27 protein-coding genes are annotated in these 26,237 nt (G+C 68.3%); 10 read left to right on the top strand and 17 right to left on the bottom strand.

Annotation, left to right across the window (positions count from 1 at the left end):
* Nucleotides 1-153 precede the first annotated feature (153 nt).
* A complete protein-coding gene (locus tag ACQEVO_RS30075) occupies nucleotides 154-1,053 on the top strand; it encodes a cutinase family protein (protein WP_432919797.1) in 900 nt (299 codons plus the stop codon).
* Here the strand turns inward: ACQEVO_RS30075 and ACQEVO_RS30070 are convergent, their stop codons facing one another.
* The 3 genes from ACQEVO_RS30070 to lysX form a co-directional block, all read right to left on the bottom strand.
* A complete protein-coding gene (locus tag ACQEVO_RS30070; protein ID WP_432919796.1) occupies nucleotides 1,054-1,668 on the bottom strand; it encodes a histidine phosphatase family protein in 615 nt (204 codons plus the stop codon).
* A 110-nt stretch (nucleotides 1,669-1,778) separates the two neighbouring features.
* On the bottom strand, nucleotides 1,779-2,246 hold the full coding sequence (locus ACQEVO_RS30065) for a hypothetical protein (RefSeq protein ID WP_432919795.1): 468 nt from the start codon (nucleotides 2,244-2,246) through the stop codon (nucleotides 1,779-1,781).
* A gap of 121 nt (nucleotides 2,247-2,367) precedes the next feature.
* Nucleotides 2,368-5,682: a bifunctional lysylphosphatidylglycerol synthetase/lysine--tRNA ligase LysX gene (gene lysX, locus ACQEVO_RS30060; protein WP_432919794.1), complete on the bottom strand. Its 3,315-nt coding sequence runs from the start codon at nucleotides 5,680-5,682 to the stop codon at nucleotides 2,368-2,370.
* A 247-nt stretch (nucleotides 5,683-5,929) separates the two neighbouring features.
* Here lysX and ACQEVO_RS30055 point away from each other — a divergent pair, with 247 nt between their 5' ends.
* Nucleotides 5,930-6,151 carry an RNA-binding S4 domain-containing protein gene (locus ACQEVO_RS30055; protein WP_432919793.1) on the top strand — a complete coding sequence of 74 codons (222 nt, stop codon included), beginning with the start codon at nucleotides 5,930-5,932 and terminating at the stop codon, nucleotides 6,149-6,151.
* Between the two features lie 41 nt (nucleotides 6,152-6,192).
* On the opposite strand, the gene rraA is transcribed toward ACQEVO_RS30055, so the two are convergent.
* The 8 genes from rraA to ACQEVO_RS30015 form a co-directional block, all read right to left on the bottom strand.
* Nucleotides 6,193-6,681 (bottom strand): ribonuclease E activity regulator RraA, encoded by a 489-nt coding sequence (gene rraA, locus ACQEVO_RS30050; RefSeq protein WP_432919792.1) that lies wholly within the window; start codon nucleotides 6,679-6,681, stop codon nucleotides 6,193-6,195.
* A gap of 89 nt (nucleotides 6,682-6,770) precedes the next feature.
* A complete protein-coding gene (locus tag ACQEVO_RS30045) occupies nucleotides 6,771-7,133 on the bottom strand; it encodes a DUF5313 family protein (protein ID WP_432919791.1) in 363 nt (120 codons plus the stop codon).
* A 53-nt stretch (nucleotides 7,134-7,186) separates the two neighbouring features.
* Nucleotides 7,187-7,570 carry a DUF5313 family protein gene (locus ACQEVO_RS30040; protein WP_432919790.1) on the bottom strand — a complete coding sequence of 128 codons (384 nt, stop codon included), beginning with the start codon at nucleotides 7,568-7,570 and terminating at the stop codon, nucleotides 7,187-7,189.
* Nucleotides 7,571-7,579: 9 nt separating this feature from the next.
* Nucleotides 7,580-8,506 carry a CopD family protein gene (locus tag ACQEVO_RS30035; protein WP_432919789.1) on the bottom strand — a complete coding sequence of 309 codons (927 nt, stop codon included), beginning with the start codon at nucleotides 8,504-8,506 and terminating at the stop codon, nucleotides 7,580-7,582.
* Complete coding sequence (locus ACQEVO_RS30030) at nucleotides 8,503-9,042, bottom strand: copper resistance CopC family protein (RefSeq protein ID WP_432919788.1); 540 nt, start codon at nucleotides 9,040-9,042, stop codon at nucleotides 8,503-8,505. The genes ACQEVO_RS30035 and ACQEVO_RS30030 overlap by 4 nt, the downstream gene beginning before the upstream one ends.
* A complete protein-coding gene (locus ACQEVO_RS30025; RefSeq protein ID WP_432919787.1) occupies nucleotides 9,039-9,695 on the bottom strand; it encodes a YcnI family copper-binding membrane protein in 657 nt (218 codons plus the stop codon). The genes ACQEVO_RS30030 and ACQEVO_RS30025 overlap by 4 nt, the downstream gene beginning before the upstream one ends.
* A complete protein-coding gene (locus tag ACQEVO_RS30020; protein WP_432919786.1) occupies nucleotides 9,656-10,315 on the bottom strand; it encodes a hypothetical protein in 660 nt (219 codons plus the stop codon). The genes ACQEVO_RS30025 and ACQEVO_RS30020 overlap by 40 nt, the downstream gene beginning before the upstream one ends.
* A 382-nt stretch (nucleotides 10,316-10,697) precedes the next feature.
* Nucleotides 10,698-11,336, bottom strand: coding sequence for a DUF6474 family protein (locus ACQEVO_RS30015; RefSeq protein ID WP_432919785.1), 639 nt, complete (start codon nucleotides 11,334-11,336; stop codon nucleotides 10,698-10,700).
* A gap of 838 nt (nucleotides 11,337-12,174) precedes the next feature.
* Between ACQEVO_RS30015 and ACQEVO_RS30010 the strand changes: the two genes are divergently transcribed.
* The 3 genes from ACQEVO_RS30010 (at nucleotide 12,175) to ACQEVO_RS30000 (ending at nucleotide 16,560) form a co-directional block, all read left to right on the top strand.
* Entirely contained in the window at nucleotides 12,175-13,800 is a 1,626-nt protein-coding gene (locus ACQEVO_RS30010; protein WP_432923170.1) for a TM0106 family RecB-like putative nuclease, read from the top strand.
* 15 nt (nucleotides 13,801-13,815) lie between these two features.
* A complete protein-coding gene (htpG, locus tag ACQEVO_RS30005; RefSeq protein WP_432919784.1) occupies nucleotides 13,816-15,774 on the top strand; it encodes a molecular chaperone HtpG in 1,959 nt (652 codons plus the stop codon).
* A 231-nt stretch (nucleotides 15,775-16,005) separates the two neighbouring features.
* Entirely contained in the window at nucleotides 16,006-16,560 is a 555-nt protein-coding gene (locus ACQEVO_RS30000; RefSeq protein WP_432919783.1) for a hypothetical protein, read from the top strand.
* A 75-nt stretch (nucleotides 16,561-16,635) separates the two neighbouring features.
* Here the strand turns inward: ACQEVO_RS30000 and ACQEVO_RS29995 are convergent, their stop codons facing one another.
* Nucleotides 16,636-17,403, bottom strand: coding sequence for an SDR family NAD(P)-dependent oxidoreductase (locus tag ACQEVO_RS29995; protein ID WP_195055885.1), 768 nt, complete (start codon nucleotides 17,401-17,403; stop codon nucleotides 16,636-16,638).
* A gap of 109 nt (nucleotides 17,404-17,512) precedes the next feature.
* Nucleotides 17,513-18,247 (bottom strand): TMEM165/GDT1 family protein, encoded by a 735-nt coding sequence (locus tag ACQEVO_RS29990; RefSeq protein WP_432919782.1) that lies wholly within the window; start codon nucleotides 18,245-18,247, stop codon nucleotides 17,513-17,515.
* 534 nt (nucleotides 18,248-18,781) lie between these two features.
* Here ACQEVO_RS29990 and ACQEVO_RS29985 point away from each other — a divergent pair.
* Complete coding sequence (locus tag ACQEVO_RS29985; RefSeq protein WP_432919781.1) at nucleotides 18,782-19,177, top strand: hypothetical protein; 396 nt, start codon at nucleotides 18,782-18,784, stop codon at nucleotides 19,175-19,177.
* 75 nt (nucleotides 19,178-19,252) lie between these two features.
* Here the strand turns inward: ACQEVO_RS29985 and ACQEVO_RS29980 are convergent, their stop codons facing one another.
* The 3 genes from ACQEVO_RS29980 to ACQEVO_RS29970 all read right to left on the bottom strand — a co-directional run bounded on the left by ACQEVO_RS29980 (nucleotide 19,253) and on the right by ACQEVO_RS29970 (nucleotide 21,654).
* Complete coding sequence (locus ACQEVO_RS29980; RefSeq protein ID WP_432919780.1) at nucleotides 19,253-19,780, bottom strand: peptidase; 528 nt, start codon at nucleotides 19,778-19,780, stop codon at nucleotides 19,253-19,255.
* A gap of 267 nt (nucleotides 19,781-20,047) precedes the next feature.
* On the bottom strand, nucleotides 20,048-20,671 hold the full coding sequence (locus ACQEVO_RS29975; protein WP_033243809.1) for a superoxide dismutase: 624 nt from the start codon (nucleotides 20,669-20,671) through the stop codon (nucleotides 20,048-20,050).
* A 344-nt stretch (nucleotides 20,672-21,015) separates the two neighbouring features.
* Nucleotides 21,016-21,654 (bottom strand): hypothetical protein, encoded by a 639-nt coding sequence (locus tag ACQEVO_RS29970; protein WP_432919779.1) that lies wholly within the window; start codon nucleotides 21,652-21,654, stop codon nucleotides 21,016-21,018.
* 477 nt (nucleotides 21,655-22,131) lie between these two features.
* Between ACQEVO_RS29970 and ACQEVO_RS29965 the strand changes: the two genes are divergently transcribed.
* The 4 genes from ACQEVO_RS29965 (at nucleotide 22,132) to ACQEVO_RS29950 (ending at nucleotide 25,338) form a co-directional block, all read left to right on the top strand.
* A complete protein-coding gene (locus ACQEVO_RS29965; RefSeq protein WP_432919778.1) occupies nucleotides 22,132-22,494 on the top strand; it encodes a rhodanese-like domain-containing protein in 363 nt (120 codons plus the stop codon).
* Between the two features lie 18 nt (nucleotides 22,495-22,512).
* A complete protein-coding gene (locus ACQEVO_RS29960) occupies nucleotides 22,513-23,562 on the top strand; it encodes a DUF4328 domain-containing protein (RefSeq protein ID WP_432919777.1) in 1,050 nt (349 codons plus the stop codon).
* The gene (locus tag ACQEVO_RS29955) at nucleotides 23,559-24,344 is read left to right on the top strand and encodes a glycerophosphodiester phosphodiesterase (protein ID WP_432919776.1); all 786 of its coding nucleotides are present in this window, start codon (nucleotides 23,559-23,561) and stop codon (nucleotides 24,342-24,344) included. The genes ACQEVO_RS29960 and ACQEVO_RS29955 overlap by 4 nt, the downstream gene beginning before the upstream one ends.
* A gap of 73 nt (nucleotides 24,345-24,417) precedes the next feature.
* The gene (locus ACQEVO_RS29950; RefSeq protein ID WP_432919775.1) at nucleotides 24,418-25,338 is read left to right on the top strand and encodes a DUF5926 family protein; all 921 of its coding nucleotides are present in this window, start codon (nucleotides 24,418-24,420) and stop codon (nucleotides 25,336-25,338) included.
* A 279-nt stretch (nucleotides 25,339-25,617) separates the two neighbouring features.
* Here the strand turns inward: ACQEVO_RS29950 and ACQEVO_RS29945 are convergent, their stop codons facing one another.
* The gene (locus tag ACQEVO_RS29945) at nucleotides 25,618-26,169 is read right to left on the bottom strand and encodes a ferritin (RefSeq protein WP_432919774.1); all 552 of its coding nucleotides are present in this window, start codon (nucleotides 26,167-26,169) and stop codon (nucleotides 25,618-25,620) included.
* Nucleotides 26,170-26,237: the final 68 nt, after the last annotated feature.

Genomic DNA, 26,237 nt, shown 5'->3' with positions numbered 1-26,237 from the left:
GTGTGTCCCGGAGCCTGATCGTGATCCGATCGTGTACTAGTGATGCGTAGCTGTTGTTCACCTGTTACACATCGGGCGAATGGGCCCGGTTCGGCATCGCGCGACGGCGGAAACGGGAGTGTCCCGATCAGGGGCCAGGGTGACTGGAGCAGTATGCAGTTCAAGAGGGTTGCCGCAGCGCTGGGCGCATGTGCGGCGGTCGCGTCGGGGTTGGTTTTCGGTGGGTCGGTCGCCTCGGCGGCGCCCGGATGCCCGAGCCTGTATGTAGTGGCGATCCCCGGCACGTGGGAAACCGGGCACGACAAAACTCCCACGGCCGGCATGCTGGCCGAGGTGACCGACGGGCTACCGCGCTCGGCGAAGGTCGACTACGTCACCTACGCGGCCACCGCGTTCCCCTGGGAAGGTGATGTCTACGGTCGGTCGATGAACGAGGCCGTGTCCAACGCGCGCGGTTTGATCACCGACATGACAGCCCGGTGCGCGAACACCAAGGTCGCGTTGGTCGGCTACAGCCAGGGTGCGCACGCCGCGGGCGATCTCGCGGCCGAAATCGGCACCGGCCTCGGCCCGATTCGGCCGGAACGGATCTCGGGCGTCGGGCTGATCTCCGACCCGCGCCGCGCCGCCGCCGATATCCAGGTCGGCCCGCACGCACCGGGCGCCGGTGCCGCCGGCCCGCGCGTGGGCGGATTCGGCTGGCTCAGCGATCGCACCCGCACCGTCTGCATTCCCACCGATCTGTATTGCGCCACCGCGCAGGACGATTTCGTCACCCGCTTCGCCGGTTTCCTCGCGCAGAGCTCCGACGCCAACCCGGCCAACCTCTGGCGCTACCAGCTCGAGGCGGCGGCGATCGTCAACGATCTGATGAAGTACGGCGGCGTTCCCACGCTGCAGGCGCAGCTCACCGAGGGCGCCAACCAGCAGCGGTTCAAGCAACTCGAGTCGTTCTATCGTTCCGAATCCCACCACGCCTACGGCAGTTACCGCGTGGGTGGCGGCCAGACCGCGCTGACCTGGATGCACAACTGGATCGCGGATATGGCCTGATCAGCTGCTCGCGATATTGCGCGGGAGCAGTTCCCAGACGTGGCCGTTCTCGTTCACCGTCGCCGCGCTGCGGCGGCCGGTGCGCGAGAACAGGATCCGCGTGATCGAGCAGTAATCGATCGGGAAGGTCAGCGGCCGGGCCAGGCCCAGAATGTCCTGCAGGGTGATGTTGATGACCCCACCGTGCGCGAAGATCACGACGGTATCGGCGGCGGCGGTGGTGGAGGCGATATCGGTGATCGCGTCACGCACCCGATGCCGGAATGCCTCGGCATCGATCTGCAGCGGCAGATGACCTTCCTTGATCCGGTCGTAGGTGTCGCGGAATTCCAGCTTGGCGTCCTCGATCGGGATATAGGACGGTAGTTCCCGGTCGTACTCGGCCAGTCCGTCCACGATCTCGATATCCAGGCCGAGTTTCGCGGCAGTCGGCGCCGCGGTCTCCCGGGCCCGGCGCTGCGGACTGCTGATCACCCGGGCGATCCGGTGGGGGTCCAGCGCGGCGGGCACCCGTTCGGCCTGTTCCACGCCGATCGGCGCCAGGCCGGGATCGGCGCCTTCGCTCGCGTTGTCGACGCGTTGCGGCTGGCCATGTCGAACAAGTATCAACTGCACGGGGTCCACTCTGCCGTATCGCCGCTCTCGGCGGCCAACCGAGAGGGCCGAACGCAAAGGCCCGGTCCGCCGTGTGGCGGACCGGGCCTTTCCGGAACAGTCGGTGCGGGTCAGTGACCGGCCGGTGGGTACGGCGGCTGACCACCCTGCGGCGGATTGTTCGGGTCGGACGGGTAGCCGCCCTGCTGGGGGTAGCCGCCTTGCTGCGGGTACCCGCCCTGCTGGGGATAACCTCCCTGTTGCGGGTAGCCACCTTGCTGGGGGTAGCCACCTTGCTCCGGGAATCCGCCCTGCTGGGGATAACCACCCTGCGGCGGGTAGCCGCCCTGCGGAGGCTGGCCCTGGAACTGGCCCTGCGCGCTGTTGTCGTTCTTCTTCCGTGCCATCAGCACGACCGCGACGATAATCGCCACGACGACCACGAGGCAGATCAGACCCACGATCCAGCCGCCGCCACCGCCCTTGCCCTTGCTCTTACGCTTCGCTTCCAGATCGACCACGGAAGCCAGCACATCGGTATCGGCCCAGGCCGAGTAGTCCATATGGCTCGCGTGGGTGAGCAGGTCCAGATAACTCAAAGTAACCCCGTTCGAAAGATTCGGCCCTCCTCCTCGGGCCGGAGTGCCTACACGGTACTTCCCCGTGTCGCGGGCACGAAACCTCGCGTATTCCCAGCGTTCTCGACAGTCCGGGACGCCGTCAGCGCCGGCGAACCAGCGGGAGGGTCTGGGTTTCCCGGATCGCGCGGCCGGTGAGCAGCATCAATACGCGTTCTACGCCGAGACTCAATCCGCCGGTGGGCGGCATACCGTATTCCAGTGCGCGCAGGAGATCCTCGTCGATACCCACGGTGGCCGGTCCGTCATCACCGCCCGGGCGGGCCTGGGCGGTGAGGCGGCGGCGCAGTTCCACCGGGTCGGTCAGTTCGCTGCGCCCGGTGGCCACTTCGATCCCGCCGGCCACCAGTTCCCAGCGTTCGGCCAGATCGCCGCGGCGGCGCTGGGTGCGCGCGGACGGCGACACGGAACCGGGGAAATCGATGTAGAAGGTCGGCCGGTCGGTGGTGGGGGCGACCAGGCGCTGGTAGAGCGCGTAAACGATGCGGCCGTGCGCCCAGCCCGGCGGACAGCCGATATCGGCTTTCTCGCACAGCTCCCGCAACTGCGGCAGTTCGGTATCGGGGGATATCTCGATACCGGTTTCCCGGGTGAGGGCGTCGTAGACAGAACGCACCCGCCACTCACCGGACAGATCCACCGCCTCGAGCGAACCGTCGGGTCGCGGCCGCATGGCGATCGCCGAATCGTTCACGGCCAGCGCGGCCTGCTGGACGAGGTGCCGGCACAACGCCATCATCCGCCGGTGATCACCGTGCGCCTCATACGCTTCCAGCAGCGTGAATTCCGGTAGGTGCCGGGCATCCGCGCGCGTATTGCGGAATCCGGGGCCCAGTTCGAACACCTTCTCCACACCGCCGACGCACAGCCGCTTCAACGCCGGCTCGGGGTCGAGGCGTAGATGCAGATCGGTGTTGTCGGCGTCGATATGCGTGCGCATACTGCGCGGCGTTCCCGGCCCGGGGCCGGGCTGCAGCACCGGCGAGCTGACTTCCAGGAAACCGCCGTCGTGCAGGGTGTCGCGCAGGATGCGCAGTACCGCGCTGCGGCGGGCCAGCAGTTCGCGGGCCTGCCGGTCGATCATCAGGTCGAGATAGCCGCGGCGCAGCCGGGCATCGGGATCGGTGAGACCGTGCCATTTTCCGGGCAGTGGATGCAGGCATTTCGCCAGCATCCGCCAATCGGCCACCAGCAGGGAGAGTTCGCCGCGCCGGCTGTACCCGAGCTGGCCGCTCACCGAGATCAGATCGCCCAGGTCGGTGAACTCGCCGAATTCCGCGCAGCGGCCGGCGCCGAGCCGTTCGCGGTCGAGCAGCAGCTGGATATCGCCGGTCCAGTCGCGGACCACCGCGAACAGCACACCGCCGCAATCGCGCAGCCGCAGCAGCCGGCCGGATACTCGCACCGTGGTCCCGCGCGGCACCCGGCGGGCCGCGGCGATGGTATGGGTCGGCGGGAAGGGCAGGGGATAGGGGTCGATATTCGCGGCGGCCAGCCGGTTCAGTTTCGCTGTCCGTACCCGGACCTGCTCCGGCCGGGGGTCGCGGGCCGGCATCGCGTCGGTCACCGGTGTATCGGCGGTGACCACGGGATGCGCGACTGCCGTGACCTCCGGTGCGGCACGGTGGCAACCCGTATGGGTGAAAGCCCCGGCGCCGCCCAGGCGCGGAAGCAGGCCCTCGGCGCGGGCGGCGGCCAGCGCGATCCGCGGCAGATGCCGTGAGTCGGTGGACAGGACGTAGCGGGGTGCCCAGCGCGGCTGGTACCGCATGCCCGAGCGGTACAGCTGGTCCAGCTGCCACCATCGCGAGAACGACAGCGGCAGGGTCCGCGCACCACCGCGCAGCGAATTCACCGCCGCCCAGCGGGATCCGCGCGAGCGCGGTTGTGCGGCTGCCTCGAACACCGACCTGAACAGGGTGAAGTTCAACGAGATCTGTTCGATCCCGAACTGTTCGGCCCGCAACGCGAATTCCGCGACGAGCAGGTCGGTGATGTCTTCGGACGAACCGGGTTCGCGGCGTAGCAGTTCCAGGGTGGCCCCGGTGCGGCCCCACGGCACCAGCGAGAACAGGCCGAGCACCCGGTCACCTGCGTCGACCGCCTCCACGAGCAGGCAATCGCCGTCGTGCCGATCGCCGAGCCGCCCCAGCGGCAGCGGATACCCGCGTTCGGTTTCGGTGCGCCGCCACTGGTCGGCCGCCACCGCGAGCCGGGCGAACTCCGCGGTCCCGATATCGCGGTGCCGCCGGACCCGCACCGTGACACCCGCTTTGCGCAGCCGGGTGACGGCATCGCGGGCGGGTCGCAGTTCGGGAAGGGTGAGCGCGAACGTGCGAGTGTCGAGGAGGGCCTCCGCCCCGGCGGGTACGGCGTCGAGACCGGCTCGGCGGTACACCGCGACACCGTTTTCGCCGGCGCCGATCACCGCCACCGGCCATCCGAACCGCCGCGCGTAGCGCTGCCATGCCTCGACCGCCTGCGGCCAGCAGTCGCGTGCGCCGACCGGATCGCCCAGCGCCAGGCAGATCCCGAATTCCACCCGGTAGCCTATGGCCGCGCGGCCGTTCGGGGCGAAAACGACGCCGCGGTCGCGGCGGGTCGCGAAATAGTCGGTCGAACCGGCCGGATCCGGGCCGTGCACCAGTTCCCGCAGCGCCGCCTCGTCTTCCGCGGTGAGCGCATACTCGCGGCGTTGGGTCCGCAACAGCACCGTGATGGTGGCCGCCCCGGCCAGTGCCCCGAACAGGCCGATCAGGAAGGCGGTGAAAAACGGTGCGGTCCCGGCTGGTTGCGTGGGGTGCACCAGCAGATTCGCGGTGAGCTGGGAGCCGACGAACAGCGCACGGTTCGCGCCCGGCGCCAGTGTGCCGGGAAAAAGTTGCACCACGCAGCCGCCGGCCACGGCCGCGGCCGCCAGCCCGGCGGCACAGACGGTAACCGCCGGCCGCGCCGAGCAGCGCCGGATCCGCGCGGCGAACTGGGTCCGCCCGGCAACCAGCAGGCCCAGCACTCCGGCGTGCAGCAGCAGCGCCGGAACGGCATTCGGGTCGTGGTCTACCGCGATATCGAGCAGGTTCACCGGCAGCCAGCTCGCCAGGTAGAGCAGTGCCGCCCACCATGCGAGGCGTTTACGCCGCGAAAGTCCCAGGGCCAGCAGCCCGGCTGCGGCCGCCCACAGCAGATTGGTCGCCGGCGCGTGCACGTAGTACTGATCCAGGTAGTCGCGGGGTCCTTCCAGCGCGCCGGACAACGCCGGCACCGAACTCCACAGCAGGCAGGCCGCGGCGAGAACGCCGAATACCGGGGCGAGGGCGTGCGGTATCGCCGCGAGCCGGCCGGTGGTCCGGGATCGGCCGGGTATTTCCAGATCTGGCGGTTCCTGCGTGGATATCACCGTTCCAGTCTGCCGCCGATGCGCACCGAATCCGGGCTGTGTACCGGCGTGTTCGGGCTATATCGGCCGATAACGGCACGTATTTCCCTGTGCGCGGGCCCGGTTGGCCGAAATGTGTAACCGCGCTCCGGGCGTGGCGCGTGAAGGCCGGTGAAATGCCGGGAATGTCGTGTTGTGCGGCGGCGTGTGGACGGATTCGGCCGGGGTGGTGGGACCGCGCCTCGACCGAGGGAGTAAGCATGTGGCTATGCCGGATCCAATCGATGTGCCTATCGACGATGACGCCATACGGCTCGGGCAGTTCCTGAAACTGGCGAATCTGATCGAATCGGGATCGGAAGCCAAAACCGTGATCGCCGCCGGGCTGGTGCGGGTCAACGACGAGGTCGAATTGCGGCGCGGCCGCCAGCTCCAGGTCGGCGATGTGGTGGCGATCGCCGGGCATCAGGCCCGGGTGAGCGCCGGATAGCCCGGCGACCGGAACTTGCAGTAGCGCACCGGCGCGATCGATCAGTCCTCGGCGCGGACCACGACGCCGTCGTGGTCGCTGTAGAGCATTTCACCGGGCCGGAAGGTGATACCGCCGAACTCCACGGGGACATCTTTTTCGCCGGAGCCGGTCTGGGTGCTCTTGCGCGGATTGGTGCCCAGCGCCTTGAGCCCGATATCGAGGGTGCGCAGAATCGCGGAATCGCGGACCGCCCCGTTCACCACGACTCCGGCCCAGCCGTTGTCGACCCCGCGGCCGGCGATGATATCGCCGACCAGCGCCGTATGAACGCTCGCGCCGCCGTCGACGACGAGTACCTTGCCGTCGCCGGGTTCGCCGAGGGTCTGCTTGACCAGCAGGTTGTCCTGGAAGCAGCGGATAGTGGTGATCCGGCCGGCGAAGACCGGCCGGCCGCCGAACTGGATGAACTGGGTATCACAACTACGGATATCGGGGCCGATCTCGTCGGCGAGATCCGCGGTGGCCACCTGCTGCTCTGATTCGGTCACGTTTCCGATTGTGCCGGGCCGCGCGCCGCAGCCGGCACCTACCCCCCGGTCCTGTCGCCCCGCCCGCTACCGCAGTCGCCTGCCGGGCGTCAATGGTGGTAGCGAAGGTTGTAGCGTTCACGATCGCGCGGCGAGCACTTCTGCTTATCGGCCAGATCCGGGTCCAGTCCGTGCTGTACCAGGCGGTAACGCCGCCACACCCAGCTCAATGCGATCGTGAAGATGATCAGCGGAACGATCATCATGACGATCAGGCCGAGCTTGAGTGTCATCGGTCCCGGGAAGAGCAGGATGAGGATGAAGAACGGGATGACCGGCCCGACGAAGCGGATCAGGTAGCGCTCCATGGCGCCGTGGCCGCAGAGATCCTCGACAACCCATTCGTGGAACTCCGCGGGCAGTTCCCGACCCAGATCGTAGGCGATCCGCTGTTTCAAGGTCGGCGTGTTCATAGCTACAGGCTATGCCTGTGTGACGGCCATCACCAGGGCGGAGCCCGACGAGGTCAGCTGCGGCCGTGCCGCTGTTCATAGGACAGGCGCTCGGCCTCCGCGCGCCGCCGGACATCGGCATCGGCCAGTGCCGGATCGAGACCGTGCTTCACCAGCCGGTTGCGCCGGAACACATAGGTCAGCGCCACCGTGAAATAGATCAGCGGTAGCAACAGCAGCGCCATCATCGAGGCACCGATCCACAGCGGTCCGGGTGTCAGCAGGAACAGCAGCAGGACCAGCACGATCGGTACCAGCATGCGCACCAGATACCGCCGCGTCGCCCCGGGGCCGGTGAGATCGTTCAGCACCCACTCCGAGTACTCCGCGGGCAGGGTCCGGCCACAGATATAGCCGATCCGCTGGAAGAAGCCGGGTGTTCCGGACCGGTCACGCATGAACCCAGGCTATCCCGTGATGGCCAGCGAGGCCGCCAGCCCGAACACCACTGCGATCACCGCCACCTCCAGCACCGCCCGCCGCAGCGACGCATCGGCCGTCATCCGGTGCGCGGCCGCCGCCGCGACCCAGGTGCGCCGCCACCACCAGCCGAGTGCCAGCAGCACCACCAGCAGCAGCGCCTTCACCAGCATGATGCGGCCGTACCCGGTGCTGAAGAAAGGTTCCACCCCACCCAGCCGGACCACACCGTTGATCGCGCCGGTCACCGCGATCGCAGCGACCATCGGCACCGCGATCCCGGAATACCGGGGCAGGGTCTCGGCCCAATCGCGGCGACCGCGCACCACCAGCGCCAGCGCCAGTAGCAGACCCAGCCAGATAGACGCGGCCAGCGCGTGCACCCCGGCCAGCACCGAACCGAACACCTGCTGCGACATATGCCCGGTGATCGGCCGCAACGTCACGGCCACCGCGGCGAACACCAGCACCAGATCGGGGGTTCGCTGCACGCGGCCGCGGAAGGCGAGGGCCGCGTAACCCGCGACCGCCGCCGTGGCGAGCAAGATGGCCAGGCCGATCTGGCCGGCGCTGATGCGGACCAGGTAGGTCCCGAAATCCGCCGGGCTCAGTGCGGCCACGCCCGAACCAACCACCTCGCCCGCGGCGAAAACCAGCACCACGAATTCGAGACAGCACCACAGCGCCGCCAGCACCGCCGTCATCCGCCAGGGCACCGGGAGCCGATCGTTCAACCGGGGCAGTGTCGCCAGGCCGAGTACGGCCGCACCGGCGAGGTCGGCGCATACCCGCACGCCGGCGGCCGCCGGAATATCGCTGAGTGCCCAGGCCAGTAGCACCCCGAGCAGGCCCGCCGGAATCGCGAGTGCGAGCGCGACCCGGTTGTCGAGCCCGCTCGGGAGACCACTTCTCACTGCTGCTTCTTGCCCTTACCCAGACCGGTTCCGAACAACGCGAACGCCAGCCCTGCCCCGAACAGGACGATCGCGCCGGCGATGAACACCCACACCGGTACTCCGCCGTCGCCGTTCCCCGACCCCTGCGCGTTCGCCGCCGGACCGGGCGTGCCGTTACCGGCGGTGCTCAGCGTGAAGGTGCGTTCGCCGTCGACCACATGGCCGTCCGCCGACGTGACCCGGAAGGCCACCCGGTACACCCCGGCCGGGCCGAGTTCGCCGACCTCGACACTGAGGTCGCGGCCCGCGACTACCGGGTCGCCCTTCGACCACAGGTTCCCGTCCGGACCCACCACGGTCATGGCGGGAAAGTTCGGTTGCAGCGGTTCGTTGAAGGTGATGGTCGCGCGGGCCGGGCCGGTGTCGAGGACAGCGCCGTCGGCGGGATCGCTGCCCACCACGGTGGAATGGGCGCCGGCCGGACCGGCGACCGGCCCGAGCAGCACCCACAGCAGGGCGGCGATCACGGCGAACAGCGGGGTCCGGCGGTTCATCGCCGACTCCGGACCACGGCGCCGATACCGGCACCCAGGGCCAGCGCGCCCAGCGCCAGGCCCAGGCCGCCGAGCCAGCGGGCGGTGGTATCACTGCTCTCGGCCGGCGCGTCCGCGGCCTGGTCGCCGTGATCGTGACCGCCCTGGTCGCCGGTTTCGGCGCCCAAGGTGAGGGCCGGCGCGGGACGTTCGGCCGAATCGTGGTCGCCGGTTTCGTTCCAGTTGACCACCGTGCCGTCGCTGTAGGTCTGTTCGGCCGGGAAGGTGATCGAATCCGCTTCCGGCAGCGGGCCGAGCGACACCACGAAACGCTGGAACTCACCGGGCCGGATACCGGGGCTACCCGGGTTCGCGGTCCAGGTGACGGCCACGACCCGGTCCTGGCCGTCGCGTTCGATCTTCGCGGTCCAGCCCGGGACAGGTTCGGTGCGGGCGGTCGCGATCTCCGGCACGGTGATCCGCACCGCGGTGGTACCGGCGGTCTCGGATTCGGTGGGCACGCTGAAGGTCGCGACGGTGGAACGGCCGGGGGTGGCGTTCGGGGCGGAAACGCTGACATGCGCGGCGGCCGTACCGGCGCCGGCCAGGACGAAACCCGCGGCGACGGCCGCGGTCAGACCACGGCGCAGGGCCGGTGGAAACCCGTGGGACATGGGTCGAATACTTTCTCTCCGAAGGTATGGGAAGCGTCGAGGTGCGCAGGCGCCGGAGGCGCTCGCGGGCCGGACGCCCCGTTCGGAGCGCGGTATCGCGGGGCCGCGGCCGGCGCGGCAGCCACGGCCAGGAGGGCGCGCGGGATATCGCGCATCGGTGTGAGCAGCGCCCGCACCACCGCCGAAGCCGCCCGGTACAGCCGTTCGGCGGCGGCGATCATCAGGGTGCACAGCAGCACCGCCAGCAGATGAGCCGCGAACATCGCCGTGCTGAGCGGACCACCGGACAGCGATTCACCGATCGCGGTATCCGCGCCGGTGTGGTGGCCGGTGAGCCCGGTGAGGGCCCAGTGGCCGGCGAACTGTCCTGCCGCCAGCGGCCCGAAGATGCCGGCGCCGGTGGCCGCGGCACGGTGTGTGAGGGCGCTCCGCATCCCGGGGACCACGGATCCGGACGCCCAACCGGTGACCAGCGCGGTCAGCAGGAGAAGTGCGGCACCCGTCGAGGTGGGATACCCGCCGCCCGCTGCGCCGTGGGCGGCCACGGCCAGCGCCCCGGTCGCCCCGCCCACCACGCAGCCACGCAGCTGCGCGGGGCCGGGGTAGGAGTTCGGGGACATCGTGAGCTTTCGGGATATGCGGGCAGACGCCGGTCGGTCGGGTCCGGTCGGCGTCCATCCTCGCGGACCCGCTCGCCGCGCGTACACCCGGCCCGGGTCGGGAGGGTGCCGCCGAGCGGACGGTCCGGCCACTGCGACCGCGTGATGCGTGGTGTCCTTCGTCGGCGAACGCGGCGCTGTGGCCGGTAGGTCGCGCAAGGGCGTCCCGGCCTATCGGCGCCCGGCTTGCGGGGGAGGTAGCGGCGGTGCGGCGAACCGCGAGTTGCCCGGCGGTGGTGGCCGTACCTGTTCCAGCGTCGTACTGCGCCGGTCGTCGACGAGGCCTGCGAGCTGCTACCGGCTCCGTACTACGGACCGGACCTGGTGGGTGAACAGAGTCGGGTCAGGCTACGCCGAGGCGGGCCAGCACGTCCGCTTCGATCTTGGACAGTTCCGTGGCGATCGAGGCGTGTACCGAACGCCGCCGCGCCGTGGGCATCTGATCCGCGGTGCGCACCGCCGAATCGAGGGCTTCGAGCCGGCTGCGGGCGCCGGTCACGAACTGCTGGGTGTCCTTGCCCCCGTTGCCGTTCGCGATCTTGTCCAGGGCGGCTTCGGTATTGGCGATCCGCGCCTGTAACCGGCCGCCGTGCCCGGCGTAGTCGCCGAGCTGGTTCACGCCCACACCGAGCTGTTTGGCGCGGCGTGCGTCCAGTTGCCCCCGGACATAGGTCGCACCGCGGTAGGCCAGCGGGGCGAGCACCGGAACCAGCACCCGTGCCACGCCGAGATACTTCTTGACCTGCCCCGGGCTGAAGGGGTCGCGTTCGGCGCGGGCCGCGGCTTTGAGGGCGGCCTTCTCCTCGGCCTGCAGAGCGGAGATCTGCGCCTTGGCGACCTTGTTCTGCGCCCGGGCTTCCGAACGCAGCCGCTTGCGCTCGTTCTTGGCGCCGAGTTTGGCCTCCATCGCAGCCTTGTGCTTGAGAGCCTTTGCCTCGGCCCGCCGACTCGGCCGCCGCTTGCGCTTGGTGAACAACCCCATCGAAGGCCCTCCGTAATGCTGGTTCGCTGCGGCGATACGACACGGAAAACCGCATCGTCCACCCGTGTCACACGGTTCGCGGACACCTTATCGGGTTCCCGCCCCAACCGGCGAGAGACGGCACCCAGGTCCCGGCAAGCGATGTCGCGGAGAGGTATCGACGAGCCCGGAGCCGGGGCACGCCGGCTCCCGGGGAGCATATGGCCGGAGCTGCCGCGGAACGGTCGCCACCGACCGTCGAGCGCAAGTGGCGAAAGCTGTCGCGAAAAAGAGCCGTGAGCGGGGCATCGGCAGGTCGACGCGTTCGGCTCGGGCGGGGGCGCGGACAGGTCCGATGCGGTGCCCGCACGGCCGGTCCGGGTGCTCGAGTCGCGGCACTGTCGGGGGCAGGGACCATACTGCTTGCGTGCAACCGGGCAGTATCGACCGCGAAGACCCCGCCGGCGTGGGTGCCGGAAGCGACGCCGCCGTGGGCGCCGACGAAGCCCCTACGAGTAACGGAATCGATCCCGGCGCAGCCGTGGCCGACTCCGCTGCGCTCGCCGGAGGCGGCTACGGCCGGGATGCCGGAGACGCAGGTGCAGGTGCCGAGGGACCGGATCCCGAGGCCGGCAGCGCAGATGCCGAGGTCGACGCAACGGATGTCGGTGCCGACGGACCGGATACCGAGGTCGACGGACTGGACGCCGAGGCCGACGGACTGGACGCCGAGGCCGACGGAACATATGCCGGGGACGACCCCCTCGGCGAGGCCGACGAACTGCAAGGCGCTGCTGCCCACACCGTCGACCCCTCGGCTCCCGGGCACCATCGCCCGGTTTTCCTCGATGCCCGCGGTTTGATCGGCTGCCGGCATCGGCTCGGGCTCGATGCCACCTATCCGGAACAACTGGCCGAGGTGCGGGAGGACCCCGGTGTCCAGCAGCGCCGAGCGGCCGCACAGGCCCATCGCGACCGGGTCCGCGACACCTTGGTCGCGGAGGATCCCGGCAGCTGGGTGATCATCGACCCGGCGCAGCCCGCAGCCGCCCGCGCCGAGGCCACCCTGCGGGCCTGCGCGGCCGGGGCGGCCCGGATCTGGGGAGCGCTACTACCCCAGGAGCCCGATACCGGCCGCCGCGGCGGCTCCGAGATCCTGCTGCGCGACAAAGCGGGCGGCTATATCCCGGTGATCGTGGTCAACCACAAGGTCACCGATCCGCGCAGACCCGAACCGGCCGATTTCCACCCGCTCACCTCGGACCTGCTGCACTGGCGCCCCGAACCGGACCGGTCCCGCAAACTCCGCCAGCAGCCCCGCGACCAGCAGCGCCTGGCCCACGTGTACCGCATGCTCGAGCGCCGCGGCCTGGCCCCGGCCACCCCGGTCGGCGGCGTCATCGGCTTCCATTTCGACCGGATCCTGGTGCACGATCTCACCGCGGTACTCACCGAATACGACAGCCGGTACGCGGACCGGATCGCGGTCCTGCGCGGCGAGGTCGCGACCGTGCCCTCGAAGGTCCCCGAATGCCGCCAGTGCCCGTGGTGGACGCGTGGCGCTGCCGGTGGCTGCCAGGCGTGGCTCACCGAGCATCGCGATGTGAGCGTGGTGGCGCCCGGTTCCCGGGCGGATCTGCTGCGCGGGCTCGGGGTACGCACCATCGACGAACTGGCCGCCTGGTCCGGGCCGGAACCGGAGGACTGGCAGCACGGGCCGTTCGAAGAGGCGGTGGTCACCGCGCGGGCCTGGCTGGTGCAGGCGCCACTGGTGCGCCGGTTCGACCGGGTGTGGGTGCGGCGCGCCGATGTCGAGGTGGATGTCGATCTGGAGAGCTACCAGGAGGACGGCGCCTACCTGTGGGGCACCCTGCTCGACGGGCAGTACCGGCCGTTCGTCACCTGGGATCCACTGCCCACCGAGGACGAGGGCCGCTCCTTCGCCGAGTTCTGGACCTGGCTGATGGGCGTGCGCGCCGAGGCCCTCGCCGCCGGGAAGACCTTTGCCGCCTACTGCTATTCGCGTTCGGCCGAGGACAAATGGCTCTACGAGTCCGCGCGCCGGTTCGCCGGCCGCCCCGGGATCCCCACCGCGGCGGAGGTGACGAGGTTCGTCGATTCGGTGCACTGGGTGGATATGTTCCAGGCCGTCACCGATCAGTTCATCTGCCCGAGCGGAAAGGGCCTGAAGAAGATCGCGCCCGTGGCCGGATTCGCCTGGCGCGATCCGGAGGCCGGGGGAGAGGCGTCGATGAGCTGGTACCGGCGCGCGGTCGGCTACGACGCCGCCCCGGATCTCACCCAGCGCACCCGTCTGCTCGAGTACAACGAAGACGATGTCCGCGCGACGGCTGTCCTGCGTGAATGGATGAATCCACGGACGCCGGCCGCGCACTGCGCCGACCGTGAAGTCCCCGCGCTCGCGGATTTCGCGCAACCCCCAGCTACCCCGCCCGACCTGCGGCCGAGCCCGGCGCAGGCTTGATTAACATAGGACACCGTGACAGAGCACGTCGAACAACTCGAGTTCCAGGCCGAGACCCATCAGCTGCTCGAGCTGATGATCCACTCGGTCTACTCCAACAAAGACACGTTCCTGCGGGAGCTGATCTCGAACGCTTCCGACGCGCTGGACAAGCTGCGGCTGGAGTCCTACCGGGACAAGGATCTGCACGTCGATACCGACGACCTGCACATCGAGCTGGAGGTCGACAAGGATCAGCGGATCCTCACGGTCCGGGACAACGGCATCGGCATGTCGCGTGCCGAAGTGGTGGATCTGATCGGGACGCTGGCGAAGTCCGGTACCGCCGAACTGCGTCGCAAACTCAACGAGGCGAAATCCGACGCCGCCGCCGAGGAGCTGATCGGCCAGTTCGGGATCGGTTTCTATTCGACATTCATGGTGGCCGACAAGGTCGAGCTGACCACCCGCCGGGCGGGCGAGACCACCGCGACCCGCTGGCAGTCCGAGGCCGGGTCCGGCTCGTACACCATCGAAACCCTCGACGAGGCGCCGCAGGGCACCGCGGTCACGCTGCATCTGAAACCGGCCGACGCCGAGGACCATCTCTTCGATTACACGCAGGAGTACAAGCTCCGCGAAATCGTCAAGAAGTACTCCGATTTCATCGCCTGGCCGATCCGCATGCAGGTCGAGCGGACCGTCACCGAGGGTGAAGGCGAGGACAAACAGGAAAAGACCGTCGTCGAGGAGCAGACGCTCAATTCGATGAAGGCCCTCTGGACCCGCCCCAAAGGTGAAGTGTCCGAGGAGGAGTACCACGAGTTCTACAAGCACGTCAGCCACGCTTGGGACGAGCCGCTGGAGATCATCCCGCTCAAGGCCGAGGGCACCTTCGAGTATCAGGCGCTGCTGTTCCTGCCCTCGCAGGCGCCGTTCGACCTGTTCACCCGCGAACACAAACGCGGCGTGCAGCTCTATGTGAAGCGCGTCTTCATCATGGACAATTGCGAAGAGCTGATGCCGGAGTACCTGCGGTTCGTCAAGGGTGTGGTGGACGCGCAGGATCTGTCGCTGAACGTTTCCCGCGAAATCCTGCAGCAGGACCGGCAGATCCAGATGATCCGCAAGCGCCTGGTCAAGAAGGTGCTCAGCACCGTCAAGGAGTTGCAGGGCGCCGAGGACCAGGCCAAGTACCGCACTTTCTGGCAGGAGTTCGGCCGGGTCCTCAAGGAGGGCCTGCTCTCCGATTTCGACAACCAGGCCACCATCCTCGAGGTGTCGTCGTTCGCCTCCACCCACTCCGATACCGAGGCCACCACGCTGGCGCAGTATGTGGAGCGGATGCCCGAGGGTCAGGACGCGATCTACTACATGACGGGCGAATCCCGGGAGCAGGTGGAGAAATCACCGCACCTGGAAGCGTTCCGCGCCAAGGGTCGCGAGGTGCTGATCCTCACCGATCCCGTCGACGAGATGTGGGTCGGGTCGGTCACGGAGTTCGACGGCAAACCGCTGCAGTCGATCGCCAAGGGCGAGGTCGACCTGGAGACCGAGGAGGAGAAGAAGGAATCCGAGGCCCTGCGCGAACAGCAGGACAAGGATTTCGCCGAGGTGCTGACCTGGCTGGGTAAAACCCTCGAGGACAGTGTCAAAGAGGTCCGGCTCAGCTCGCGGCTGACCTCCTCGCCGGTCTGCCTGGTCGGCGATGTCTTCGATATGACCCCGATGCTGGAACGCATGTACCGGGCCTCGGGCCAGGAACTGCCCCAGTTCAAGCGGATCTTGGAACTCAACCCGACCCACCCGCTGGTGACCGGCCTGCGCGACGCCTACGACAGCCGTAAACAGGACGCCGACGAGGGCAAGGTCCCCGAACTCACCGAAACCGCCGAACTCCTCTACGGCACCGCGGTATTGGCCGAGGGCGGGGAGCTGAAGGATCCGGCGAAGTTCGCCCAGATCCTCGCCGACCGACTGACGCGTACGCTCTGACCGGACCCGGAGGTCGCGGCACTCCCCGCGGCCTCCGCTCGTCTGTCAGTGGCAGTCGAGGAGGGCGGATATCCGCGTGCCGCGGTGGCTCCCAGAGGGCCCGGTGGCCGAGAAATGTAGGCGCGCAGTCGACTTGGCCAGAACACTCACCTGCGGTTTGTAACACGCCGAGGGATATCGACGGTGGATCATCTGGAATACACGATTCGTATTCCAGAATGGAGTTCGATCATGTCGACCACCGCTGCCCGGCGGCGCGGATTGCGCGATACCTCGCTTCGGATCGCGTTGCTCGGCGCGTTGCTCGCTGCCCCTGTCCTGGTAGCGACACCGGCGTCGGCGGGACCGGGGCATGGACCGACCACGGTGCACCTCGTCCCTGCCTCCGATAAATACGATCCCTCCGGCTATGACTCATCCGGTTACGACCGCGACGGTTACGACAAGGATGGGCGCGACCGGCTCGGCTACGACCGCGACGGCTACGACGAGGACGGACGCGACAGCTTCGGGCGCGACCGCGACGGTTACGACAAGGATGGGCGCGACCGGCTCGGGTACGACCGCGACGGCTACGACGAAGAGGGACGCGACAGCTTCGGGCGCGACCGCGCCGGCTACGACCGGTGGGGATATGACCGGTGGGGATACGATCGCGAAGGGTATACGCGCGCGGGATGCCGTGCCGACGGCGCCGATCGGGAGGGATCCGATCGCGCGGTCTGCGACGCGTGGCGGGCCGAGCTTGCGAAAGGGCCGAGGCTCCCGACGGGAAGCGCTGGTTAGTTCCGCGCTGCCGCGGCAACACGAACGCCCGCCGTCCGGTTTCGGAGGGCGGGCGTTGTGTCGGCAGCCGGGACGTTACCGCGGCGCCATGCGCAGCGCGCCGTCCATGCGGATGGTCTCGCCGTTGAGGTAGTCGTGCTCGACGATGTACTGCGAGAGCTGCGCGTACTCGTCCGGGCGGCCCAGCCGCGACGGGAACGGCACACCGGCCTCCAGGCCCTGGCGGTATTCCTCGGTGACGCCGGCCAGCATCGGGGTGTCGATGATGCCGGGGGCGATGGTGTTGACGCGGATACCGAACTGCGCGAGGTCACGCGCGGCCGGAACGGTCATACCGTGCACGCCACCCTTGGACGCCGAGTAGGCGATCTGGCCGATCTGGCCTTCGAACGCGGCCACGGAGGCGGTGTTGATCACGACGCCGCGCTGTCCGGATTCGTCCACCGCGTCGGTCTTGGCGATGGCATCGGCGGCCAGCCGCATGACGTTGAAGGTGCCCAGCAGGTTGACGGTGATCACCGTGCGGAACAGTTCGAGATCGTGCGGGCCGTTCTTGGACAGGATGCGCCCGGCCCAGCCGACACCGGCGCAGTTGACCACGATACGCAGCGGGGTACCCGATTCGACCACCTTGGCGACGGCGGCGGCGACCTCGTCGTGGCTGGTGACATCGGCGGCGAGCAGGGTGACCCCGTCGGGGACATTGTCGCCGGCGCGCTCGATCGACTGCGGTACGTCGAGCCCGAAGACGGTGGCGCCCAGATCGGCGAAACGCTTGGCGGTGGCGGCGCCCAGACCGGACGCGCCCCCGGTGACGATGGCGGCGGAACCCGAAATCTCCACGATGGTCCTCTCGTTCGTGACAAGCCAGTTGGCCTAACGTCAATTGCACCCTAACCCGTGGATGCACCGGGGTCGTGGACGGTCCCCTTGCGCTGATCGGCGCCTGATGCTAGGGCTGTCCGCCGACTCGCCGACCCTCGATATCGGAGGTGTCTGTCGAGGTCACCGGGGTTTCGCGGATCTCCCGGCGGCTATGCAGCCACCACAGTGCCGCCCCCGCCGCGGCGGGGGCCGCCGCTGCGATACCGATCGCCGCGCCGAGGCCCAGCGCCGGCACCGCGGTGTTCACGGCGGTCAGCGCGCCGATGAACAGGAACAGCAGCCCCGACCCGAAACCGATGGCGCGTTCGGGCAGATGTTTGCCCAGCAGGATTCCCGCGCCGATGGCCAGCGCGTCCGCCGCCACCATGCCGATGGTGGATCCCAGCCAGACCGCCGCCCAGTTGTTGTCGGTGGCCAATGCGGCGGTGGCGAACATGGTGCGGTCGCCGAGTTCGGCCAGCAGGAACGCCGAGAGCACCACGAAGAACGGCGCGGCGGTGGCGAACCGCGGCGGTGCCGGTTCCGCGCCGTCGTCGCCGGCGAGTTCCCGCAGTGTCCACACCCCGACGGCGAGGAAGGTGACTGCCGCCACCCAGGCGATGGCCGTGGTGGGCAGCGCGGCGCCGAGGAAGTGACCGATGGCCACCGAGAGGACGTGCACGGAAGCGGTCGCCGCGGTGATACCGCCGAGGACCACCCACCAGCGATAGCGCAGCGCGAACGTCAACGCCATGAGCTGTGACTTATCGCCCAATTCGGCAAGGAAGACGATACCGATGGCGAGTCCGATGGTGGCGATCATCCGAGGGGCTCCCGATCCTCCGGCCGGAAACGGGTTCGCCTCCGGCCGGAAACGAAATTGCTGTCCGGCCGAAGGTCTCGCCCACCGGGATCACCGGTTCACGCGACCGGACCCGCCGCCGGGGCGGTGGGGTCAGTATGTCGACCGCGTGATTGGGGGCTACTCCCCTTCGCTGTCGGCAACTCTAGCGCACCGATGCCGGTGTCGCAATTACGCAACGACGAAAAATGGCCTCTGACAATAAGTTTGGGTAAGGTATCGGCATAGTTAGGGGACCCTGATAACCGTTGTCCGGCCGTCCGGAACGGTTTTGTGGCATCACTTCAGCAATCGAATCGCGAGTCCTCAACCGAAGCGGGCGGGGGTTCTCGACGATCGCGCCGAGATGTGTGCAGCAGGGTCCATCGAGGATGCGGGAAACGCTTCCGGCCACTGAACGGCCGGGTTACCGAAAGGGGGTGCCGTGGGACCGGACATAAGCCTGACCGGCCAGGTCGATCGGTACACTACCGACCAACGAGAGGATCACGCCAGATGTCGATCGAGAACCGCCTCACTGTCCTGGAGGCCCAGGTCGTGCAGTTGATCAACGAGCGTGCACAGGAACCGGAATCGGTCCGGATCCTGCGGGCGCGGACCAACAGCAACCACGGCGCGGTCATGGGGGAACTCGGCGGTCTGCATGCTGATATCCAGGATCTTCGGGCCGGGCAGGCTCGACTCGAAACCGGGCAGGAGAAGCTGCGTGCCGATGTGCAGGATCTGCGGGCCGGTCAAGCTCGCCTGGAGGCCGGGCATGCTCGCCTGGAGGCCGGACATGCTCGCCTGGAGACCGGACAGGCCGAACTGCGTACCGACGTCACGGCGCTGCAACAAGGTCAGGTAGCCATCATGGAAAAGCTCGCGGAGATCTTGTCGAAGCTGCCGTAGCCCGTGAATCGGGCGCGCCTCCGGGGAGTGCGCAGTCGTGGCCGAGCCCGGTACTCGCCGGGCTCGGCACCCCGTTCAGGCGGCCAGCAGCATGGCCAGTACGGCGGTATCGGGGTCGCTGATCGGATCCAGCCCGACCCTGCTGACCAGGGAAGTGACCGTCCCGTCCGCCTCGGCCTCGGCCCAGGCCGCCCGGTGATCCAATCCGAGGTGCGGCAGGCCGGGTAGCAGGATGCACCCGGACGCGGCGCCCGTGCACTCCGGCAGCGAGGGGTTGGTTTCCGCCGGTGGGTGCAGCATGAACAACGCGGGTGGTGTGTGTTCGGCGTACAGCCCGGGCTGTACCCTCTCCTCGCCGAGTACCGGACCGTCCGCGATCACCAGCCCGACCGTATCCGGCGCCGGATCATCGGGTAGTTCCTCCCGGACTCCGAAGACGGTCGAGGTGTCGAGCAGACCCGGCATGGATGCCACTCGGACCGCCAGGACCAGCAGTTGCGACCACTCCTTGGTGGTATCCGGCCAGCGCCCGGAGATCACGAAACCGCGCAGTGTCCCGCCGGCGTGGAACGGCGTCACGCCGATTTGACCGTTGCCGCGCATGGTGCCTCCCGTACGGATCCCGGGGGCGGCTCTGCCCACCTTGTTCGCGCGGTGTGAGCGCGGGCCCGCGTGATTACGCTTCCGGGTCCGCCTCGCCGCGAATTGTGTGAAAGATGAGCATCGCGCAGAAGTTGTCTGGCACACAAGTACCAGAGAGTGCCAGCGCTCCCGCAAACGCCGAAATGCCCGCGGACCCCATGGTCCGCGGGCTCGGTGTGATACGCCGTTCACCGGCCGCGACCCGGACCGGTGGGACGACGCGGGCGATCAGCCGAAGATGAGGCCCTTCGCCTGGCTGGTGGCCTTGGCGAAACGCTCCTGGACGTCGGCCCAGTTGACCACGTTCCAGAAGGCCTTCACATAGTCGGCCTTGACGTTCTTGTACTGCAGGTAGAAGGCGTGCTCCCACATATCGACCTGCAGCAGCGGGATGATGCCCAGCGGGACGTTGGCCTGCTGGTCGTAGAGCTGGAAGGTCAGCAGCTTCTGGCCCAGGGTGTCGTAGCCGAGCACCGCCCAGCCGGAGCCCTGCAGGCCGTTGGCCGCGGCGGTGAACTGCGCGCGGAATTTGTCGAACGAGCCGAACTGGTCGTCGATGGCGGCGGCCAGTTCACCGGTCGGCTTGTCGCCGCCGTTGGGGGAGAGGTTCTTCCACCAGATGGAGTGGTTGACGTGACCGCCCAGGTGGAATGCGAGGTTCTTCTCGTGCAAGAAGATGGCGCCGTGATCACCGGCTTCGCGTGCCGCTTCGAGCTTCTCCAGCGCCGTGTTCACACCGGCCACGTAGGTCGCGTGGTGCTTCGAGTGGTGAATCTCGTTGATCTGCCCGGAGATATGCGGCTCCAGGGCGCCGTAGTCGTAATCCAGATCTGGCAGCGTGTACTCAGCCACGATGTCCCTTCCTTGTCGGGTCGAGTGCGTCCTGTACGGGATGCTCCCGACCATTCGTACACCCGATCGGTCCAACTCGCCCCGACACCCCACCATTCCACATCGGGCCGGACTCGACCATTTTTGTTCCGGTGCCGTGATCCTCCCGCGCCGGAGTCGCGCATGCCGACCAGCACGCTCGGAAACGGCGATCCGCCCAGGACACAGGTAAATCGGTGTGCTCGTGCCCGTACGAATCAGCCTGAGCGAGATCACCGGACAGCTCGCCCGGTACGGCCGATGGATGGCGCGTCACGAAACCCCGATCGGCCCGCGCCTCGTATACCCGGGCCCCGGGTGGTGAATCAGAGGGGCGGGGCGATATACGGGTGAGAAGCGCGTGGATCACCCTTGTCGTGCGCCGTCCACCAGCGGTGTGAACCGGCGACCAGATCGGGCAGCGGTAGCGGTTGCCCGTTCGTGCGCTGGGCCGACACCGTATCGAACCAGACCCGGATATCGAGTTCGCGTGGGTCGATACCTTCTTCCTGGGAGAATTCCAGGACGTGGCGGGCGATGCGGGTGTCGATCGTGGTGTCGAAACTGAGCAGTTCGCTCCAGAGTGTCCAGCTGCTGTCGTCGAGGTCGACGAACTCCCAGCCGTGTAGCCGGCTACCGCCGAAACTGTGCACCGCGGCGCTCAGTCCGGAGAGATCCAGCGGCAGGATGCGCGGCTCCAGATCATCCCATCGCTGCATCCGCAATGATGCGGCAATTCTGGTGACCCCGTGGAAGATGAGCCGCACCCGCTGTGCGTGGACGTCATCCCACCGTTCGTCGGTGGATGTGCCGGCCGTTTGCTCCGGCAGGCTCAGCACCTCGAGGTCCAGTTCCAGTCGTTTCCCGTCGGAATCGACTGTCAATCCGAGGCAACCGGCCTCCGACAGCGCCTTGTCGAGACCGGCCTTGTCCAATCCGTCGAGTAACCCCCTGGTCGATGTCATGGCGCCAGATTACCGAGGTCACTGCCGGGATCTGGGGATTTTCCCATTTTTCGGTTCCGGTGGAACCGATTCGGCGCCGGTGGCGTCCAAGTGGTTATCGGGTCGTGACGGGGCGCGGCCCGGTGCGGTGGCCGGACGGCTGCTCCGGGATTTTTGGAGGGGAGTACCGGATCGGCCGTTCGGATCCACCGTTTCCGCAGGTCGAAACGACTATTCGGAGCGCCTGGGATAATGGTGCGCTGAATGATAACTGACAATGCCGGAAGATGTTGTAAATTATGCACATAACTCATCAAAGCGGGCTGGTGTCCGTTCGTGCTCGTTGCGTGAACCGGCCCGGCGTCCGGGCTCGCAAATTACCGGCATCGCCCGGCGTGTCGCCACCGATCGGATCGCTGTCCGTCCCGACCGGCCCGCCGGGTGCCCGCTCGCCCCGGACCCGGCGGCCACACCGGCGGTTGTGGCAGGATCAGTAACGTGACGAGCTTCGGAATCCCGTCGGTAACGGTCGAGGCCGTACCGGCCGAATTCGACCAGCCGCCCGGGCAGGCGCCTGCCGCCGTCCTGCTCGATGTGCGTGAGGACGACGAGTGGCAGCTCGGCCACGCGCCCGGCGCCGTGCACATCCCGCTTTCCGATCTCCCGGCGCGCTACGGCGAGCTGGACCCCGATGCCGACCTCTACGTCGTATGCCGGCAGGGCGGCCGCTCGGCGGAGGCCGTCAAGTATCTGGTGAACATGGGTTACGAAGCGGTCAACGTGGTAGGCGGGATGGTGGCCTGGCAGCAGCACGGCCGCGCGCTGGCCGGCGAGGGCCCCGAGCCCGCGAAGATCTACTGACGAAGAGCGAGGTGCGCGGTGAGTACGGTGGTGCAGCCTTGTGCCCGCTGCGGTACGCGCTGGGCGGTGCAGGGCACGCCGATGCACTGGTGCCCGCGTTGTCGCGGGGTCCTGCTGTCCCCGGGACCGATCGATGCGCCACCGCAGCGCCGTAACTACCGCTGGGTCGCCCGCCGGCCCGGCCGTCTCGATCGTCCGGCCGGCTCGGCCGGCAGTGAACGCCGGTCCGCCGCGACTCCGCGCTACACCGAGATCCCGCGCTGGGGGTTGCGGGATCGCCCGGTAACCGCCGCGGACGGCGAACCGCAACAGCCGCTCAGTGCGCTGGCACGCTGGGTCTACACCGCCCTGCTCGCCACCGCGGTGCTCTTCGGCCTGGCCGCGGTGGCCGAACTGATCCGCTACCTGGTTCTGCTGCGTAATCGCACCCGCCTCATCGAACCGCCACTGCTGTGGTTCTCCGACGCGCTCGTGAACACCGCCGCGCTGTTCGCCCTGATCATGGCCTTGGTCTCCGCCGCGGCAGCGCTGGGCTGGCTGATCGAGGTGCGCCGCACCGTCTTCGCCGCGGCCGGCCGGCGCGACCCGCGCTCGCCGCGCCTGCTCGCGCTCGGCAGCCTGATTCCCGGGGTGAACCTCATCTGGCCCGGGGTCTTTCTCTCCGAGGCGGTGGCCGGCCGCGACGACCCGCGGCCGCTGCGGGCCGTCCGGATCTGGTGGGTGTGCTGGGTGCTCGGTGGTCTGCTGGCGGTGGCCGCCCTGTACTGGCGGACCGCGGATTCGTTGCAGGCCAAGGCCGACGGCGTGCTCTTCACCGCGCTCACCGATCTCGCGGCGGCCGGGGTCGCGGTGCTCACACTATGGGTCGTACGCACTGTCGAGGGCCGCGATCTGCGCGGCCGGCACCGGCTGGCCCACCGCTGGGTGATGGCGGTCGATCCGGCGAAGCCGCTGATCGAACCGGTGCATCCGGGCGGGGCCGCTACGGTGGGCACGGCGCCGGACGCCGCGACAGCAGATTCCCGGGACGGCGCCGGCCGAGCAGCACAGGAGGTTGTGGCTCAGTGAGCGAGCACAGTGACCAGTCGGTCCAGGGCCCGCGCGCGCCGTTCGTGGTCGCGCATCGCGGCGCCTCGGCGGAGCGCCCGGAACATACGCTGGCGGCCTACGAGCTGGCGCTGGAAGAGGGCGCCGACGGCGTGGAATGCGATGTCCGGCTCACTCGCGACGGCCATCTGGTCTGTGTGCACGACCGCACGGTCGACCGCACGTCGAGCGGGACCGGGCTGGTCAGCGAATTGACCCTCGCCGAGCTGAAGGAACTGGACTTCGGTGACGGGGTACCGGCCGGGGTGCTCACGCTGAGCGAACTCATCGGCCTGGTCCTGGATTGGCGCAGCCGCCCGACGAAACTGTTCATCGAAACCAAGCATCCGGTGCGGTACGGGTCGCTGGTGGAGAACAAGGTGCTGGCCGAACTGCAGCGTTTCGGAATCGCCACACCGGCCTCGGCGGCACATTCCCGGGCGGTGGTGATGTCGTTCGCGGCCACCGCGGTATGGCGGATCCGCCGGGCGGCGCCGCTACTGCCCACCGTGCTGCTCGGGGAATCCTCCCGTTATCTGGGGGGTAGCGCGGCGACCACCGTGGGCGCTACCGCGGTGGGCCCTTCGGTGAAGACCTTGCGCGAGCACCCGGATCTGGTCGACAAGGCGGCTGCGGCCGGCCGGGCGACCTACTGCTGGACGGTCGACGAACCCGACGATATCCAGTTGTGCGCGGATCTCGGCGTGAGCTGGGTTGCGACCAATCATCCGGGCCGCGCCAAAGCGGTCCTCGCCAACAGCTGAACGCCGCACCGGTGAGTGCTGAACCGAGTGGCCTGCCGCCGACGGGCCGCTGTGCCGTGTAATTTGACCAGCCGTGGGTAAGAGCAAACGCAATAGTCCGAAACCCGGCGGCAACCGGGCCCAGCGTCTGGCCGAGCGGCGGGCGGCGTTGCAGGAGGCCGAGCAGGCTGTCGCCCGGCCTTTCGAAGGCCTGGCCGCGGAATGCGATCTGGTCGCGCTGCGGGAGTTCGTTCCCTCGGCGACAGCCGAATTGGCGCTGAAGCCCGAAATCGCCGCCGAGCGTGCGGTGGTGCTGGCCACGGTACTTCCGGGCGCGGTGGCCGCACTGGTACGCGCCGGTGATACCCCCACGGGTTACGTCGGTGTACAGGTACAGGCGCCGACGAGGGATCCGGCCGCCGATATCGCGGCCTCGATTCTGTGGGCGCAATCCGCCGAACCCGGTGAATCGCTGGCCGTGGCGCATGCCGCCCCGGGCGGTCCCGCCCTCTCCGATGTGATCGTGTCCGCCGCGCCGCTGGATCTGGTGGTGCACCGCGATTTCGATTGGTGGGTGCCCGAGGGCGTTCAGCCCGATCCGCAGGTCGCCGCCACCATCGAGCAGGCGAAGGAAGCCATCATGCCGTCGGACCGGCTGGACCTGGGGCCCGACGCGATCGGGGCGCCCTGGTGGGTGGATGCGGGCGAGAAAGCGCATCTGCGCTGGGTGCGGCCCGAACCGGAGGACGATCTGATGCTCGCGCTGGCCCGGCTGCACGCGGCGGGTGGTCTGCATCTCGGTGAGGGTTCGCGGTTCGCGGGCTCGTTCCGGACGCACGGCTTGCTGGTGCCCGTGTTCGATCTGGATCCGGAGCGGCATGTGAGCGAATGGCGGGACCCGGCTACGGAATTCGGGGCCCGGCTGGACGAGGCACTGGCGGTGGACAGCCCCCTGACCTCGGAGCAGCGACGCTCACGGGACGGGCTGCGGTCACGGCAGGTGACCCTCCGCTGAATAAAAAGGAGAAATTTCCGAAAAACTCTTTTTTCCGAAGCTGATCTCGGCTAGGTTTCAGAGGTCGCCGTTTCTGGAACCCCCCGGCGACGAACGTCAGCCGACACAACGACCCGGCGCCGGCTGACGCGCAGGAGCATCGGCCGCCCGACCTCGGCGCAGTAGGCCGGGACGGCCGATGCTCCCCTTCGCATCACCCGGGAAACAATCCACGAACCCCGGCCGAGCCTCGCCGTGTCATACGGCGGTCGCTCGGCGCGGAGGCCGGATTGTCACCTGTCAGATATGACCGCCCGCGACCGACGGCGCACCCGGCGCGTAGGTCGCGTCGTCGCTCATCTCCCGGGCGATGAACTCCTCGAGATCGAACAGGTTCGAACCGGCGCGGTCGGCGACGGTCAGCAGGGTGGTCATCTTCGCGACCTCCTCCACCTGCTCCTTGAGGAACCACTGCATGAACTGCTCGCCCAGATAATCGCCTTCCTCGCGGGCCGTGCTCGCGAGCTGGACGATCTGGTCGGTGACCGTCTTCTCCTGGTCGAGCGCCAGCGCGATCGGCTCGCGGGCATTCTCGAAATGCGACTTCGCCGCGTCGACTCCGGCGATATCGACACTGATATCCCGATCCAGGAAATACTGGACGATCATCATCGCGTGATTGCGTTCCTCGACCGCCTGCGCATAGAACCGCTTGGCCAGCTGCGGCAGGTCGGCGTTGTCGTACCACACGGCGATGGCGATGTACTGATGCTCGGCATTGAACTCGTGCCGAATCTGATCGTGCAGCAATCCGTGGAATTTGCTGCGGGGGCTCTCCGGATGATTGGACATGCCTTGACATTAACGCCGGAAAAGGGCTATGTCATCCAAGTGCAGCCTTAATGAGGATAGTGTTCCCT

It is taken from the genome of Nocardia sp. CA-290969 (assembly GCF_050936135.1).
In the GTDB taxonomy this organism is placed as follows: Bacteria; Actinomycetota; Actinomycetes; order Mycobacteriales; family Mycobacteriaceae; genus Nocardia.
The sequence above is the reverse complement of the archived record's forward strand: the minus strand, read 5'-3'. Positions and strand labels throughout refer to the sequence as shown.